Source organism: Nonomuraea sp. NPDC049309, assembly GCF_043196965.1.
Taxonomy (GTDB): Bacteria; Actinomycetota; Actinomycetes; order Streptosporangiales; family Streptosporangiaceae; genus Nonomuraea; species Nonomuraea fastidiosa.
In genome coordinates this window covers 149,263-164,782 of record NZ_JBICSH010000006.1, presented here as the reverse complement: position 1 = coordinate 164,782, position 15,520 = coordinate 149,263, and the positions used below count along the sequence as shown (strand labels likewise).

The window sequence follows — 15,520 nt, the reverse complement described above, 5'->3', positions numbered from 1 at the left end:
GGAGGTGGCTCACGTGGCCGAGCGGCTGCTGGTGGTCGATGACGAGCCCACCGTCAGAGAGCTGCTCTCGGCGACGCTGCGCTTCGCGGGCTTCTCCGTGAGCTCGGCCGCAGACGGCCGCCAGGCGCTCGACGAGGCCCGGCGCGACCCGCCCGACCTGGTGCTGCTCGACGTCATGCTGCCCGATCTCGACGGCTTCGAGGTCCTGCGCAGGCTGCGCGCCCTGCCCCGGGCGGGCGGCCGCCCAGGGCCGGTTCCGGTGCTGTTCCTGACCGCCCGCGACGCCAAGGCCGACAAGGTCAACGGGCTGCGGCTGGGCGGCGACGACTACGTCACCAAGCCGTTCGACCTGGAAGAGCTGCTGGCCAGGATCCGGGCCATCCTGCGGCGCACGGGCGGCACCCCCGGCGATCACACGCTGGTGGTCGGCGACCTGGAGCTCGACCCCGAGGGCCACCAGGTCACCAGGGCGGGACGTCCCGTACGCTTGTCGCCCACCGAATACCGGCTCCTGCACCACCTGGTGCTCAACGCGGGCCGGGTGCTGCCGAAGGCGTCCATCCTCGACGCCGTGTGGCGCTACGACTTCTCGGGCGACACCAGCATCGTCGACACCTACATCAGCTACCTGCGCCGCAAGCTCGACATCGGCGACTCGCCCAGGCTGATCCACACCGTGCACGGAGTCGGCTACGTCCTGCGGCGGCCGAGGCCGTGAACGGCCTCCTGCGCGGGCTCTCGCTGCGTGCGCGGCTGCTCGCCATCACGGTCCTGCTGCTGGTCGCGGGGCTGGCGCTGATCGGTTCGGTGTTCGTACGGCAGCTCGAAACGCAGCTCATGGCCCGCACGGACGCCCAGCTCACGCCCATGGGAACGGCGATGTCGATGGTGCCGCCCGAGCTGGCCTCCGCACTCGGCTCCCGGCTCGGCGGCGCCGGGACCGTCTTCACCGGCCTCGATCTCGCCACCAAGGGCTACGCGGCCTACCTCGCGCCCGACGGCCGCGTGCTGCGCGCCTACGGCGGGGCCGCCGACATCGCCTGGCCCCGCCTCGACACGGCCGCCATCGCCCGGCGAGACGGGCGGCCGTTCACCGTGCGGGACGCGGACGGCGGCGAGTGGCGGGCGGTGGCGCTGCCCGCCCGGCGGGGCAGCACCGAGTTCCGGTACACGGGCGTGGTGGCGGCGGTGTCGCTGGACGGCCTGCGCTCCACCGTCGATCGCATGCGGGCCGTCTGCCTCGTCGCCGGGGCGATCCTGCTCGCCGTACTCGCCCTTGCCGGTGGCCTGGCCATCCGCGCCGGGCTGACCCCGCTGCGGCGAGTGGAGGAGACGGCGGCCGCCATCGCCGGCGGCGACCTGTCCAGACGCGTACCTGAGCCAGGACCGCCCACCACCGAGGTCGGCCGGCTGGCCCGCTCGCTCAACACGATGCTCGCCCAGATCGAGCAGGGCGTCGCCGCCAAGATCGATTCTGAGGCGCGCATGCGCAGGTTCGTCGCGGACGTCAGCCACGAGCTGCGCACGCCGCTCTTCGGCATCAAGGGCTTCTCCGAGCTGTACCGCATGGGCGGCATCGAGGCGGCGACCGCGCTCGCCCGCATCGAAAGCGAGTCGGGGCGGCTCGCCAAGCTGGTGAACGACCTGCTGCTCCTCGCCGGCATCGAAGACGACGACGGGCCCGGGCTCGAACTGACCCCCATGGACCTGCGCACGCTGGCCGCCGACGCCCGCCACGACCTCACCGCCCTCGACCCCACCCGCCCCATCACCTTCACCGGCCCCTCCGGCGGGCCCGCCGCCACCGCGCCCGTCCTCGGCGACGAGGCCCGGCTGCGGCAGGTCGTCAGCAACCTCGTCGGCAACGCCGTCACCCACACCCCCGCCGGCACGCCGGTCAGAATCGGGGTCGGAACGGAGGGCGGCGACTCGGTGCTGGTCATCGAGGATCAGGGTCCCGGGCTCGCCCCCGAGGAGGCGGCCCGCGTCTTCGACCGCTTCTACCGCGCCGACGCCTCCCGCGCCCGCGCGACGGGCGGCGCGGGACTGGGGCTGGCGATCGTCCGCTCGATCGTGGCCGCCCACGGAGGCAGCGTCGGCCTCCGCACCGCCCCCGGCCAGGGCGCCGCCTTCACCATCCGCCTCCCCACCGCCACCTCCTGACCCCTCGCTCCGCACACGAGGGCCACCCTCCCGGCTGAGGACCCGCCGGGACGCTCGCACCACTACCCCGGGCAGGCGGCCACGCGGCCAGGCGCGCACCGCAACGCGACCATCAGCGGCGTGGCCGCGACGCGGGCACATCCGGCCCGGGCTCGGAGCATGGGAACACCGCCGGACGGCGGAAGCGGGCCCCTGCCGGCCGCCGGCAGCAGGCACTCATCGGACAGCGGAAGCAGGCCGCTCCGGGCGCTTGAAACGGACCCGCCACCGAGCTGGACCACCTCCGAGCAGCGAGGGGGCCGCTACCGGGCAAGCGAAAAGGGCCGGGGTGACAGGCCCCGACCCTTTCCACGTGCGCTACTTGCGCTTCTTGATCTCTTCCGTGAGCTGCGGGACGACCTGGTGGAGGTCGCCGACCACGCCGTAGTCGGCCAGCTCGAAGATCGGCGCCTCCGGGTCCTTGTTGATGGCGACGATCGTCTTGGCCGTCTGCATGCCGGCCCGGTGCTGGATGGCACCGGAGATGCCGGCCGCGATGTAGAGCTGCGGCGAGACGGTCTTGCCCGTCTGGCCCACCTGGAACTGGTGCGGGTACCAGCCGGCGTCGGTGGCGGCGCGGGAGGCGCCGACGGCGGCGCCGAGCGCGTCGGCGAGCTCTTCGATGACGGCGAAGTTCTCGGCGGAGCCGACGCCGCGGCCGCCGGAGACGACGATGGCGGCCTCGGTCAGCTCCGGCCTGGCGCCCTTCTCCTGCTTGACGCGCTCGACGACGCGGGTGGCCTTGGCGGCGTCGGAGAGCGCGACCGTGACCTCCTCCTCGGCTCCCGCGCCGGCGGACGGGACGGGGGCGGTGGAGTTGGGGCGTACGGCGATGATCGGCGTGCCCTTGCGAACCCTGGAGTGCACGTTGATGCCGCCACCGAAGATCGACTGGTCGGCGACGAAGCCCTCGCCGACCCCGACGGCGTCGGTGATGACGCCGGAGTCGGTCTTGATGGCCAGCCGGCCGGCGATCTCCTTGCCCTCGGCGGTGGCGGCGATGAGCACGCCGGCCGCCGACTTCTCGGTGACGAGCTTGGCGAGCAGCTCGGCCTTGGGGGCGACGACGTGGTCGACGAGCTCGTCGGAGGCGGCGACGTAGATCTTTTCGGCGCCGTATTCGGCGAGGCGGGCCTTGGCCTCGGGCGTGTAGCCGGGGCCGGCCCAGACGGCGGCGGGCGTGCCGAGGGTGCGGGCCAGGGTCAGCAGTTCGAGCGTGACCTTCTTGACCTCACCGTCGGCCTGCTCGACGAGAACGAGAACGTCCGACATTTCAGTTAAACCCCCCGTTCTCAGATGAACTTCTTGGATGCCAGGAAGTCGGCCGTCTTCACGCCGCCGTCGCCCTCGTCCTTGACGATCGTGCCGGCCGCGCGTGGCGGGGCAGGGGCGAAGTCGACCACCTCGGACCAGGCGGCCTCCAGGCCCACCTGACCGGGGTCGATGGAGGCGTCGCCGATGGAGAGCGTCTCGACCGGCTTCTTCTTGGCCGCCATGATGCCCTTGAACGACGGGTAGCGAGGCTCGTTGATCTTCTCCACCACGGAGACCACGGCGGGCAGCGTGGCCTCGACCCGGTCGTAGCCGTAGTCGGCCAGCCGCTGCACCGTGATGGTGCCGTCCTGGATGTCGACCTTGTTGGCGAGCGTGAGCTGCGGCGCGCCGAGCCGCTCGGCGAGCATGGCGGGCAGCATGCCGGTGCGGGCGTCGGTCGACTCGGAGCCCAGGATGACCAGGTCGAACCCGATCTTCTTGAGCACCTGGGACATCGCGTACGAGGTGGACAGCGCGTCGGAGCCGTGCAGCGCGTCGTCGCTGAGGTGGACGGCCTTGTCGGCGCCCATGGCCAGGGCCTTGCGGATGGTCTCGGTGGCCTTGGCGGGGCCCATGGTCAGGACGGTGACCTCACCGCCGTGGGCCTCCTTGATCCTCAGCGCCTCCTCGACCGCATACTCGTCAAGCTCGTTGACCACGCCGTCGGCGGCGTCCCGGTCGAGCGTGTTGTCATCGGACCGCAGCTTGCGCTCGGTCGCCGTGTCGGGGACCTGCTTCACGCAGACGACGATGTTCATGGCCGGTGGCCGACCTCCCGTAGTTCGCGTGCGCCTCCGCCTCGTTGCGGCGGCGCCGAATCCATCTGTCCAGACTGCCAGGTGCCCCGGGGGCATCCGACAGAGGGTCTGCCGTGGTTTCGCCGTTATGTTACCCATGGGTAGCTTTCGCGCAAACCGGGCACGAAAGCTCTCCCCACCATACCGAACTTTATTCGGTCAGCACCCTGTGACATCCCTTACGCCGACAGCAGGAAGACGATCCCCACCACCAGCGCCGTGATCCCGAACAGGGCCAGCGTGAACGTGCTGAACCACGCCGCCAGCCCGAAGCACAGCCCCACCGTCCCCGCCACGGCGGCCAGATCGGTGATGATCCGGCTCCGCCGGTAGAGACTCTTCGAGAACAGCGCCACGCTCGCGTCGCTCACCACGGCGAGCGAGTACGCCGCCAGCAGGAACAGCGACACCTCGGGCAGCGGCTCCCGCGCCGCGGCGGCGAGCAGCGCCACGAACAGCGCCGACCCGATCACCCACCGCCTGCGCACCTTCTCCCGGTGCCTGGCCCTGGACTCCTCCACCGACCGCCGGTACCGCTCCTTGCCCGGCCGCCACTCCCTGGTGGCCATCTCGTCCTGCTCGGACGCGCGGGACCGCGCGGGCATCGGGCGGGGCGAGGGCAGCTGGGCGACGGGCTCGACACCGAGCCGGTCACAGATCTCCACGGCCGTGGGCCGCTCGGCCGGGTCGGTGGCCAGGCACGCGCGTAACAGCGGCTCCAGCCAGCCGGGCGCGCCCTCCAGGTCGGGCGGGTGGTGCACGACGCGGTAGGCGACGGCGGAGGCGGGCCCCTGCCCGTACGGCTGCCGCCCGGTGGCCGCGTACGCGAGCGTCGCGCCGAACGAGAAGACGTCGGCCTCCATGCCGGCGGGCCGCCCCTCCAGCACCTCGGGAGCGAGGTAGCCGGGCGTGCCGACGACCGCGCCCGAGGCGGTGACCGACAGCGAGTCGAGCGCGCTGGCGATACCGAAGTCGATGACGACCGGCTCGCCCTCGGTCACGATCACGTTGGCCGGCTTGAGGTCGCGGTGGACGACGCCCGCCTGGTGCATGGCCTGCAGCGCGTCGGCCAGCCCGGCGGCCAGCCGCCGCAGGTCGGCGACCGGCACGGGCACCGCGCTGAGCGGGCGGCCCTGCACGTAGCGGGTGACGATGTACGGGCGGTCGCCCTCCAGCGAGGCGTCGAGCACTTCGGCGATGTGGGCCCCGCCGACCCTGCGCATGGTCTCGACCTCGCGGGCCAGCCGCGCCACCGCCGCCTTGTCGGCGGCGACGTGGGGGTGCAGCACCTTGACCGCGACCGTGCGCCCCTCGGGGTCGAGCGCCAGGTGCACCTCGCCGAAGCCGCCCGATCCGAGACGGGAGAGAAGCTCGTACGGGCCGAGGTGCTCGCTCATACTTCGTCTCTCCCCCCGTGGGACCAGGCGGACACTCAGGACCAGAAGTTCAGGAAGCTCAGCCCCAGACCGTCCATCAGGCTGCCGATGAGGCCCGCGATCAGGCCGATCGTGCTCTGTCTCGCATCGCTTGCGAGGTCGTCGATGACCGACTCCGGCGGCCGCCACGGGTACCAGTCGGTCGGCTGCGCCATCGCGAACATCACCGCGAACAGCGCCGCGGTGCCCACCAGCAGGACCGCGACGAGAGCCGCGCCGGGGCTGCGCAGCATGCCGGTGAGCGAGCGGGTGACGGCCTTGCGCGGCGCGCCGCCACCGGGCAGCACGAACAGGCCGGCGGCGAAGGCGCCCGCGGCATAGGCGGCGGCCTCGTTGACGCTCATCGACCCGGCCCAATAGAGCACGCCCCAGGCGCACACGCCGAACAGCAGCGCGAGCGGCACGTGCACGACGGTGACGAGCGCCGATTTGATCAGCGCCCATGGTGTGCCGATGAGGACGAGCAGCGGGTCGGCGGCGCTGCTGCCGCGGATCTGCCGCCGCTTGACCATGTCACCGAACAGGTATTCGCCGATGCGCAGCACGAGCGCGAGCGCGACGGCGATGGTGCCCGCCACGACCGGCATCACCACGGTCATCGCCACCAGCGTGACGAGCAGCAGCAGGCCCGTGACCTGGGCGCCGAACAGGTAGCGCTTGCGCTCGGCGGGCGGGGTGTACTGCGGCGGCGGCGCGTAGGGCCTGGCCTGCGCCGGCGCGTTCTGCGGCGGCGCGGGGTAGCCGGCCACGCGCTGGTCGGGGCGCGGCGCGGGCGGGCTGGCCGTCACCGGCGCGGGGATGTAGGGAGGCGGGCGCTCCTCGCGCCGCGTGGGCGTCAGCGGCGGGCGCTCCTCGCGCCTGGTCGGTGCCGGCGCCGGCGCGGGCGGCGGGGCGGGCTCGCCGTACTCGACCGGCGGCAGCAGGTCGGAGAAGGTGTCCATCACGCGGGTGCGGTCGGCCAGCCGCTTGGTGCCCGTCGGGCCGTCGAAGGAGGCCTCGTTGAACGTCGTCACCGACGGGTCGAGTTGTTCGGCCATGCGCAGCAGCTCGGGCGCGGTGGGCCGGGCCGCGGCGTCGACCTGCAGCGCCTTGCTGAGCCAGCCGCGCAACCAGGCCGGCGCCTTGTCGAGCTGCGCCCGCCCTTCCATGATGTTGAAGCACACCGACTCGAACGTCCCCGTGCCGAACGGCGGCGTCCCCGTGGCGGCGAAGAACACGGTGGAGGCCAGCGCGTGCACGTCGGCCGCCTGGGTGATGTCGGAGTCGCGGATGATCTCGGGGGCGAGGTAGCCGGGCGTGCCCACGAACATGCCGGTCTGGGTCAGCCGGGTGGCGTTGACCAGGTGGGCGATGCCGAAGTCGATGACCAGCGGCTCGCCGTCGACCAGCATGACGTTGGACGGCTTGAAGTCGCGGTGGATCACGTCGGCGGCGTGGATGGCCACGAGCGCATGGCACAGCCCTTTGGCGAGCCTGATGACCTGGCGGGCCTCGAGCGGCCCCTCGGTGAGCACGGTGTCCTCGAGCGTGCGGCCGGGCGCGAACCGGGTCACGATGTACGGCTGGCCGCCCACCAGCTCGGCGTCGATGACCTCGGCGACGTAGGGGCTGCGCACCCGCCGCATGGTCTCGACCTCGCGGGTGAGCCGGTCGCGCGCCTTGAGGTCGGCGGCGACGTGGGGATGGAGGACTTTGATGGCGACTTCCCTGCCTTCGCCGTCGAGACCGAGGTGGACGACCCCCATGCCACCTTCGCCGATCTTCCTGACCAGGCGGTAAGGCCCGAGGCGTTCTGGTGCTTGGGTGTTCATCGCCACCTTCCCCGCGTCATCCCCCCGAATTCCCCCTCAGTCCTTCCAGTTGCTCCACGACGAAATCGACGTTCAGTGGAGTCCATACCCCAGCCCCCTCTGGCTTGTCCCCGAACGTGCTGTAGGCGAGGATCAGCGAGAGCGCGGCCGCGGCGCCCAGCACCCCTGCCATCACCATCGCCGCTGTTCTCGAGGGTACGAGCGAAGAGAGCGTTCTGCGCATTTGTTTGCCCGGGCCTTCGACTCCGGGGCCCGCGCAGAGGGTCCACAGGGCGATGGAGGCGCCCCAGGACAGGGCGTAGTAGGGACTCATGTGGACCACCACGGTGAGCAGCAGCGTCACCGGCAGCCCGAGTATCAGCGCGTAGAGCGTCAGCGCCAGCGTGATGCCCGCCGATTTGGCGAGCACGGCGGGGAACGCGAGCACCCTGACCACGTCGAGCGCCGCCGCTCCCGCGGCCCTGCGGGCCACGAGCTGCGGCTGCGCCAGGTCGGCCGCGCGCAGCAGGATCACCGCGGGCAGCGCGACGGCCGCCACGATGACGGGCGCGAGCACGGCCGCCACGATCATCAGGACCAGCAGCATGGCCGCGGAGATCCCGTACGCGCGGGAGCGCTGCAGCACCTTGCCCGGCGGCACGCTCTGGATGTACGGCTCCCGCATGGTGCTCGGGTCGGACTGCGGCGGCGCGTACGGCGGCTGCTGCGCCGGGATGTAGGGCGGCGGCTGCACCGGCACCGGGTTGGGCCGCGCGTACTCGGGCGGGCCCGCGCTGGGCCGGCTCAGGTTGGGCATGCCGCCGTGGGGCGCGGCGCCCGCGGGCGGAAACGGCCCCGCCTGCGGAGGCACGGCGTTCGGCCCGCTGGTGCGCGGGGGCATGGCGTTCGGACCGCTCGCGACCGGTGGCGCGGCGTTCGGGCCGCTCACGGCCGGCGGCGTGCTGGGCGGCGGGCCGGGAGGCCCGGCGTGGGGAGGCGCGGTGGGCCGGTTCGGGCCGGACGCCCCCGGCTGCAGCAGCCGGCGGAACTCGGGCGAGTCGGGGCGTACCCGCCGGGTGGGCACGTCGCCCTCGCTCGGCGGCGGCACGGGCAGGCTCTGCTGGAAGCCTTGCTGGGGCAGCCCCTGGGACGGAGTGCCCTGAGGCGGGGCTCCTTGGGACTGGGCGGCCGCCTCCTGCTGGATGCGCCGCAGCTCCTCGGGCGAGACCCGGCGGGTCGGCCACGGGTCGCCCTGGTCGGGCAGCAGCGAGACGTACTGCTGCCCGGGCTGCGGCGGCGCGGGCGTGCCCGCCTGGTGGTCCTGGCTCTCGATCAGCCGCTGCGGCGTCACCGGCGGTGTGGAGATGTCGTAGGACGGCTTGTCGGCGACACGCGGCGGGGCCGCCTTGTGCGCGTCGGGGTGCGGCACCGTGGAGATCTCCTCGGGCGCGCCGCCCGGCGGCGGCTTGGGCAGCATGCGCGCGGTCTGCTCGGCCAGCTCGGCGGCCTTGGGCCGCTTGGCGGGATCGCGCGAGAACGCGGCCTTGAGCAGCGGCTGCAGCTCGGGCGGCGCGGCGCTGATGTCGGCCTTGCCCGCGGTGATGTTGTAGAAGATCATCTCCAGCGTGCCCTTGCCGAAGGGCGGCTGGCCCGTGCAGGCGTAGAGCATGGTGCCCGCCCACGCGTGGATGTCGACCTCCGGCCCGGCCTCCTGGCCCTCGATGATCTCGGGCGCGAGGTAGCCGGGGGTGCCGATGAACATGCCGGTCTGCGTCAGCCGCGTGGCGTCGACCGCCTGGGCGATGCCGAAGTCGATCAGCACGGGCTCGCCGTCGAGCAGCAGCACGTTGCCGGGCTTGAGGTCACGGTGGATCACGCCCACCGAGTGGACGGCGGCCAGTGCGGTCGCCACGCCGTGCGCCACCTTGACCAGCGCGGGCAGGTCGAGCGGCCCGTCGTCCTTGACGATCTCGTCGAGCGGCCGGCCGGGGACGTAGCGGGTGACGATGTAGGGGCGATGACCGGTGACGTCGGCGTCGAGGACCTCGGCGATGTACGCGCTGCGCACCCTGCGCATGGTCTCGACCTCGCGCGAGAGCCGCCGCCTGGCGACCTCGTCGCCGGCGACCTCCGAGCGCAGGACCTTGACCGCCACCTGCCGCCCCTGGGGGTCGACAGCGAGGTGGACAACGCCCATCCCGCCTTCACCGAGCCGCCTGAGCAGCCGGTAAGGGCCTAGTCGGTCATCGTTCATGGCATGAAGCACCATACCGGCTTAATCCCCGCCCACGAGATGAACCATGAGGCCACATTCCCACTCGTACAACGTCCACGAAGCCCCCTCCGGTTTCCCAAACGACGGTCTCGAATCGGCCTCGATTTCGTCGTCAGCCGGCCAGTGTGAGCACCTCTGCCTGCTTCAGCCCGGCCAGCGTGGCGCCGGAGACGGCGAGCTTCGACCTGCGCACCCCGCTGCCGATCACGACCCGCGGATGCTCGGCGACCCTGGTGTCCACCAGGATCGGCCACTCTTCAGGCAGGCCGACGGGGGTGATGCCGCCGTACTCCATGCCGGTGAGCTCCACCGCGTCGGCCATCGGAGCGAAGCTGGCCTTGCGCGCGCCGAGATGCCTGCGCACGACGCCGTTGACGTCGACCCGCATCGTCGCGAGCACCATGCAGGCGGCGTAGCGCGTCTCGCCGCCCCGCTTGGCCGCCACCACGACGCAGTTGGCCGACTCGTCCATGCCCACGCCGTAGCGCTCGCAGAACGCGGCCGTATCGGCCAGCTCGGGATCGATCTCGGCGACCTCGGCACCCTCCAGCTCGGGCACGGCGCGGGCCACGGGCTCGGCGAGAAGGTCGAGCCGTTCGGTCGCGGGCACCCACTGCAACGTCATCTTCCACTCCTTGGATCGCTTCTCCTGCCGAGCCTATTGCGGCCGTCAGAAGCAGCGTGCGGCGTCACGGCGACTGCAGCACTCGCTGGTGCAGCTTGGTGACGACGGCGCGGGCCGACTCCATGGCCCCCGCCTGCCAGGCGATGAGATGGGTGAGCCAGTCGCCCGCGAAGTAGACCCTTCCGGCCGGGCGTTGCAGAAGAGTGAACGACGAATCAAAGGCGGGCCAGCGCACCCAGCCGCCCTCGATGTGCTCCTGCCGGTGCCAGGCGATGGAGGCGCTGGACAGGACGTTCCGGCGGTACTTCTCGCCGTGGATCTTCTTGCCCTGAGTGAGCGCCCTGCGCCTGCGGTCCTCGGGGCTGAGCGCGCCGTACAGCTCGGCCTCGGGGCCGGTGTTGTAATAGCCGACGAGCAGGCCGCGCTCGGCGTGGTAGTCGTGCGAGGGGTACCAGATGTGGGTGATGTCGAGGTCGGTCTCGGTGACGCCGCCGTAGATGCGGTCCTCGCGCTCCCACCAGCGGGTGGCGTACTCCAGGCCGATCTTGCCGGCGGCGACCGGGGTCGGCTTGGCGAGGGCGCTGGTGACCTGGGGGCCGAGGTTGTGCGGGATCCTGGCGAGGATGTGCGGGGGCAGCGTGGCGATGCAGTAGTCGGCCTTCATCACGCCGCCGGTGTAGGCGACCTCGACGCCGTCGTCCATCGTGGTGATCTTGGTGACCTTGGCGCCGGTCTTGATCCGGTCCTCACCGACGGCCCGCTGGAGCGCGGTGACGATCGCGTCCATGCCGCCGACGGGCTGGAACATGGGCGTGGCCTGCTCGAAGCCGAAGTCGTTGGTGATGGCGCGGCCGGTGCCCGCGGCCAGCACCTGGTGGAGGGTGCCCGGGCCGTCGAGCGGGGTGCCGGCGCCGGTCGCGGGCCACTCGGTGAAGCCGCGCCGGTCGGAGCCGGTGTAGTCGAGCCTGGGCCCGAGGTCGCCGAAGCGCCGCAGGAACTCCAGCAGGCGCTCTTTGTCGTCTTTGGTGAGGGTTCTGTCGAGCGCGCCGGTGTCGGTGGCCTTCGCGAGGAGTTCGGCGACATATCCGTACATGTCAGCGCGGGCGGTGCGGGCCCTCATCGTCTTGCCGTTGACATGCACGTACGCGGCGGCGTTGCTGTTGACGAACGTCTCGATGGGCACGCCCAGCTCGCGGCAGTAGTCGAGGGTGACCATCCACGGCGCGATGCGGCCCGGGCCCGCGTTGAAGTAGACGCCCTCGCCGAACGTCACGTCCTGGGCCGGGCCGTTCAGCTCGGTCACGCGGTCGCCGCCGCGCAGCGTGAGGTTCCTGCCGCCGGCCTTGGGCCTGGCCTCCAGCAGCGTGCAGTCGTAGCCGGCCTTGCCCAGCTCGTACGCCGCGGTGAGCCCCGCCACCCCGGCGCCCAGGATCACGACGCTGGCCGAGGCCTTGCCGCGCAGCGTGAAGTCGCCCTCGCGCGGCGGCGTGAACTCCTTGTCCTGTCCGGTGGGCGCCAGGCCGAGCGCGCCCATGGCGGCGTACATGGCGCCCGCGCCGCCCGCCGCGCCGATGCCGACGAGCAGGCCGCGCCGGGTGAGCGCGCCGCCCTTACCGGCCCCTTTGCGCGTCTCCTTGACGGCTTCCTTGCCGCCGGTCTCGCCGTCAGCCATAGGGCCCACTGCCGCACGCGACCTGGCCGCCGATCGTGGCGAAGATGCCGAACAGGGCCATGATCTGCCTGAAGTCGTCGGTGGTGAACTCGGTGTGGCGGGTCCCGGCGAGCTTGACGCCCGGCACGAGCCCGACGGCCGCGGCGATCGCGGTCGAGTTCCACTCCACGCCCAGCGTGTACGGCGGCTCCACGACGTACGGCGTGAAGTCGCTCAACCTGTTCAGCGCCCGCTCGGCGGCCTCACGGATCCTGGCCTGGGCGACGCTCGGCGGCAGCAGCTCGGCCGAGAACTTGTCGATGCCCTTCTTGACCGCCACGGTCTCGACGTCGCCGAGCAGCTCGCGGGCCTCATCGCCGACCGCCTCGTCCCCGGTCACCAGCACCACCGGCACCCCGTGGAAGCCGGCGCACGCCGCGACCAGCCGGGTCTCGCCGCACAGCTCGCCGTTGAGGTAGACGTTCTGGATCTCCTTGCCCATCCACGTGTGGTTGAGCACGCCGTCGGGCACCCCGGCGCGGGCGTGGTAGCCGACGAAGCAGGCCGCCTGGAACGACCCGTCGAGCCCCTGCGCCATCCGCTGCGCCTTGCCGGGGCCCCTGACCAGGGTGGCCCTCGGGTCGAGCAGGTCGATCCTGAGGTTCTTGGTGGAGCCGTGGGCGTCGTTGACGAGCACGGTGCTCGCCCCGGCCGCGTACGCTCCCTCGATCGCGGCGTTCGCGTCGGCCGTCATCAGCTCACAGCCGCGCTCGTAGCCGCGCTTGCCCGCGTGCATCTCCTCCGGGTCGGTCAGCCCGGTCACGCCCTCCATGTCGACCGACAGATAGACCTTCACGCCGTCGCTCCACTCCCCCAGGTCTCCACCTGGCGCACTTCGGACTCCGTCATCAACCCGACGTTCGCCTCGATGAACGCGGCCGCCTGCGCGCGCCACGGCTCCGGGATCTCCTCGAGCGCCGGCGGGTAGCAGTGGTCGAGCCAGCGCGTCGTCTCCTCGCTGACGTCGAAGTAGTCGAGCGCGGGGGCGAAGACGGTGTTCTCGATGCCGGGGACGCGGGCCAGGCCGTACTGGATCATCTCCTGGCCGCCGTACGGCGGCTTCTTCAGGTACTTCTTGACCGCGGGATGGTCGGGCTTCATCGGCGTGTCCAGCGGGCGGCGCTCCACGGCGGCCTGGATGAGCTCCTTGTAGAGGCACTTGCCGCAGTTGCGGCAGGGGCCGTCCACGCCGCGCAGGCACCAGCGCACCTGCTCGCGCAGCGGCGAGCCGAGCGCGAGCCGCATCGTGGTCGCCTCGCTGACCCCGCCGACGGGCAGCACGATGTGCACGCCCGCCGCCGCGAACAACCGGCCCCAGCGGCCGTGCGGCGCCCACATGGGGTTGTCGGGGGTGAACCGCCACAGGTAGCGGCCGCCGCCGAGCCAGCGCGAGCCCATCTCGTAGCCGAACCCCAGGCCGCCGATGTCGAGCGCGTCGGCGAGCAGCAGCGCGCCGGCGGCGACCGCGTGGTGCTCGGGGTAGCCGGGGCGCGGCTCGGCGAGGGTGTACTCCAGGTCGGACTCCACCACGGTCAGCTCGCGGCCGGTCTGGGCGGCCAGCTTGGCCAGCACGTCGGAGCGGTAGTGGGGCCAGCGGTTCGGCACGCGGGGATGCGCCACCCGGCGGAAGTGCACGAACGGCGCCTCCGGGTACATCGTCGCGGCCGCCACCGAGTCGGCGCCGCCGCTGTAGGAGATCGCCAGCCGCGACCCGGGACGCCGCCGCTCGGCCCCCACCGGACCCGCCTCGACACCCCAGCCGTCGTGCAGCGCCTCGGCCAGCTCGGCGGAGATCGCCCGGTCGAACGTGACGCGCCTGCGCGTCCACGGGGCGATGACCGTCCAGGCGGCGACGGCGTACAGGTCGGGGTGTGCGTCCTCCGGGACCCCGCGGATCGAGCAGGAGTTGATGGCCAGCTTGATCGGGTACTCGTCGGACGCCTTGCCGGTGATCTCGTCCTCGGGGTCGAGGCGGAAGCTCAGGTGCGCGGCGCCCGTCCAGGTCACGCGCACGGCTGCTCCTCCGTACGGCCCTGCTCGTCGCCGCGCCGGCCGGCGCGCTCGTCTTGGAGCCGGTCCTTGAGCTGGTCGATGGCCTGCCAGACGAGCACCTCGTTCTGCAGCACGCCGTCGAGCGCCTTGGCGGTCTCCTGGGCGAGGCGGTGGGTGTCGTCGATCTTCTTCTTGTCGATCACCGGCTGGCGGGCCTTGCGCAGCCGTTCGGTCTCCTGCTGCAGGCGCTTGACCTCCTGCTGGAGCGTGGCCATCTCCCGCCGCAGCGTCTGGACCTCCCAGAGCGCGTCCTTGATGTCCTGCCGGTGATCGGCGATCGAGATGTAACGAGAATCGAACCACGTGCGCACGGCCTTTTTGAGCCGCGCCGGGACCGGGACGCGCTTCATGGAAGGCCACCATAGTGGCAATCGAATCCACCTTTGACCGCGGTTAACCGGATGTTCTGGCTTCTCGCGGATATCCGCCCAGATAGGCCCTGAGTAAGGCTCAGCGACCGGTGAACTTCGGCTTGGTCCGCTCCGTGAACGCCCGCATGCCGATCTTGGCGTCCTCGGTCGCGAACATCGCCGAGAAGTGCAGCCGCTCGATCTCCAGGCCCGTCTCCAGGTCGGTCTCGAGCCCGTCGTCGATGGCCCGCTTGGCGGCGCGCAGCGCGAAGGACGGCCCGCCGACGAAGGTCGCCGCCCATTCGAGCGCGGCGATGTAGACCTGATCGTCCGGCACCACCCGGTCGACCAGGCCGATGGCGAGCGCCTCGGCGGCGTCGACGTGCCGCCCGGAGAAGATGAGGTCCTTGGCGCGGGCCGGGCCGATCAGCCGGGGCAGGCGCTGGGTGCCGCCCGCGCCGGGGATCAGGCCGAGCTGCACCTCGGGCTGGCCCAGCTTGGCCGACTCGCCCGCCACCCGGAAGTCGGCGCACAGCGCGAGCTCGCAGCCGCCGCCCAGGGCGTAGCCGGTGATGGCGGCGATCACCGGCTTGCCGATGCGGGCCACCGCGTTGAGCGCGCCCTGGAGGGCGGCGGAGTGGGCGGCCATGTCGGTGTACGACATGGTGGACATCTCCTTGATGTCGGCCCCGGCGGCGAACACCCGCTCACCGCCGTACAGGATCACCGCCTCGGCCTGCGGATCGGCGTCGATCAGCGTCGCCGCCTCGGCCAGCTCCCGCTGGACCTGGCCGTTGAGCGCGTTCATCTTCGGACGGTCGAGACGGATCGTGGCGATCTGGTCGGCCACTTCGACGCTCACAAAGTCACCCATGACCCGAACCTAACAGCCGGAGATCACCTGGCCGCCGCCGCGGCACGACCTGCGGCCAGACGGCCTGGACCTCGCGCCGCGACCGCCGCGCGGA

Annotated in this window: 13 protein-coding genes; 2 read left to right on the top strand and 11 right to left on the bottom strand. The window is 72.1% G+C overall.

Translation table 11 applies throughout. The annotated features are described in order from the left end of the window. The first annotated feature begins 13 nt into the window (after positions 1–13). Positions 14–718: a response regulator transcription factor gene (locus ACGFIM_RS32420; RefSeq protein ID WP_393208203.1), complete on the top strand. Its 705-nt coding sequence runs from the start codon at positions 14–16 to the stop codon at positions 716–718. Beyond that, a complete protein-coding gene (locus ACGFIM_RS32415; protein ID WP_393208200.1) occupies positions 715–2,163 on the top strand; it encodes an ATP-binding protein in 1,449 nt (482 codons plus the stop codon). Before ACGFIM_RS32420 ends, ACGFIM_RS32415 begins: the two co-directional genes overlap by 4 nt. 357 nt (positions 2,164–2,520) lie before the next feature. Here the strand turns inward: ACGFIM_RS32415 and ACGFIM_RS32410 are convergent, their stop codons facing one another. The 11 genes from ACGFIM_RS32410 to ACGFIM_RS32360 all read right to left on the bottom strand — a co-directional run bounded on the left by ACGFIM_RS32410 (position 2,521) and on the right by ACGFIM_RS32360 (position 15,426). Beyond that, positions 2,521–3,474 (bottom strand): electron transfer flavoprotein subunit alpha/FixB family protein, encoded by a 954-nt coding sequence (locus ACGFIM_RS32410; RefSeq protein WP_393208198.1) that lies wholly within the window; start codon positions 3,472–3,474, stop codon positions 2,521–2,523. 20 nt (positions 3,475–3,494) lie between these two features. After that, the gene (locus ACGFIM_RS32405) at positions 3,495–4,274 is read right to left on the bottom strand and encodes an electron transfer flavoprotein subunit beta/FixA family protein (RefSeq protein WP_393208195.1); all 780 of its coding nucleotides are present in this window, start codon (positions 4,272–4,274) and stop codon (positions 3,495–3,497) included. A gap of 218 nt (positions 4,275–4,492) precedes the next feature. Continuing rightward, positions 4,493–5,710 carry a serine/threonine-protein kinase gene (locus tag ACGFIM_RS32400; protein WP_393208192.1) on the bottom strand — a complete coding sequence of 406 codons (1,218 nt, stop codon included), beginning with the start codon at positions 5,708–5,710 and terminating at the stop codon, positions 4,493–4,495. Positions 5,711–5,745: 35 nt separating this feature from the next. Further along, positions 5,746–7,560, bottom strand: coding sequence for a protein kinase (locus tag ACGFIM_RS32395; protein WP_393208189.1), 1,815 nt, complete (start codon positions 7,558–7,560; stop codon positions 5,746–5,748). A gap of 16 nt (positions 7,561–7,576) precedes the next feature. Next, positions 7,577–9,793 carry a protein kinase gene (locus ACGFIM_RS32390; protein ID WP_393208186.1) on the bottom strand — a complete coding sequence of 739 codons (2,217 nt, stop codon included), beginning with the start codon at positions 9,791–9,793 and terminating at the stop codon, positions 7,577–7,579. A 133-nt stretch (positions 9,794–9,926) separates the two neighbouring features. Next, positions 9,927–10,439: a YbaK/EbsC family protein gene (locus ACGFIM_RS32385; protein WP_364059132.1), complete on the bottom strand. Its 513-nt coding sequence runs from the start codon at positions 10,437–10,439 to the stop codon at positions 9,927–9,929. 64 nt (positions 10,440–10,503) lie between these two features. Next, positions 10,504–12,111: a flavin monoamine oxidase family protein gene (locus ACGFIM_RS32380; protein ID WP_393208182.1), complete on the bottom strand. Its 1,608-nt coding sequence runs from the start codon at positions 12,109–12,111 to the stop codon at positions 10,504–10,506. Then, entirely contained in the window at positions 12,104–12,946 is an 843-nt protein-coding gene (locus tag ACGFIM_RS32375) for a M55 family metallopeptidase (RefSeq protein ID WP_393208180.1), read from the bottom strand. The genes ACGFIM_RS32380 and ACGFIM_RS32375 overlap by 8 nt, the downstream gene beginning before the upstream one ends. Beyond that, positions 12,943–14,163, bottom strand: a complete 1,221-nt coding sequence (locus ACGFIM_RS32370; RefSeq protein WP_393208177.1) for a DUF6395 domain-containing protein — start codon at positions 14,161–14,163, stop codon at positions 12,943–12,945. Before ACGFIM_RS32370 ends, ACGFIM_RS32375 begins: the two co-directional genes overlap by 4 nt. Continuing rightward, positions 14,154–14,552 carry a hypothetical protein gene (locus ACGFIM_RS32365; RefSeq protein WP_393208174.1) on the bottom strand — a complete coding sequence of 133 codons (399 nt, stop codon included), beginning with the start codon at positions 14,550–14,552 and terminating at the stop codon, positions 14,154–14,156. The genes ACGFIM_RS32370 and ACGFIM_RS32365 overlap by 10 nt, the downstream gene beginning before the upstream one ends. Before the next feature lie 100 nt (positions 14,553–14,652). Beyond that, positions 14,653–15,426, bottom strand: a complete 774-nt coding sequence (locus ACGFIM_RS32360) for an enoyl-CoA hydratase/isomerase family protein (protein ID WP_393208171.1) — start codon at positions 15,424–15,426, stop codon at positions 14,653–14,655. Between the last annotated feature and the right edge of the window lie 94 nt (positions 15,427–15,520).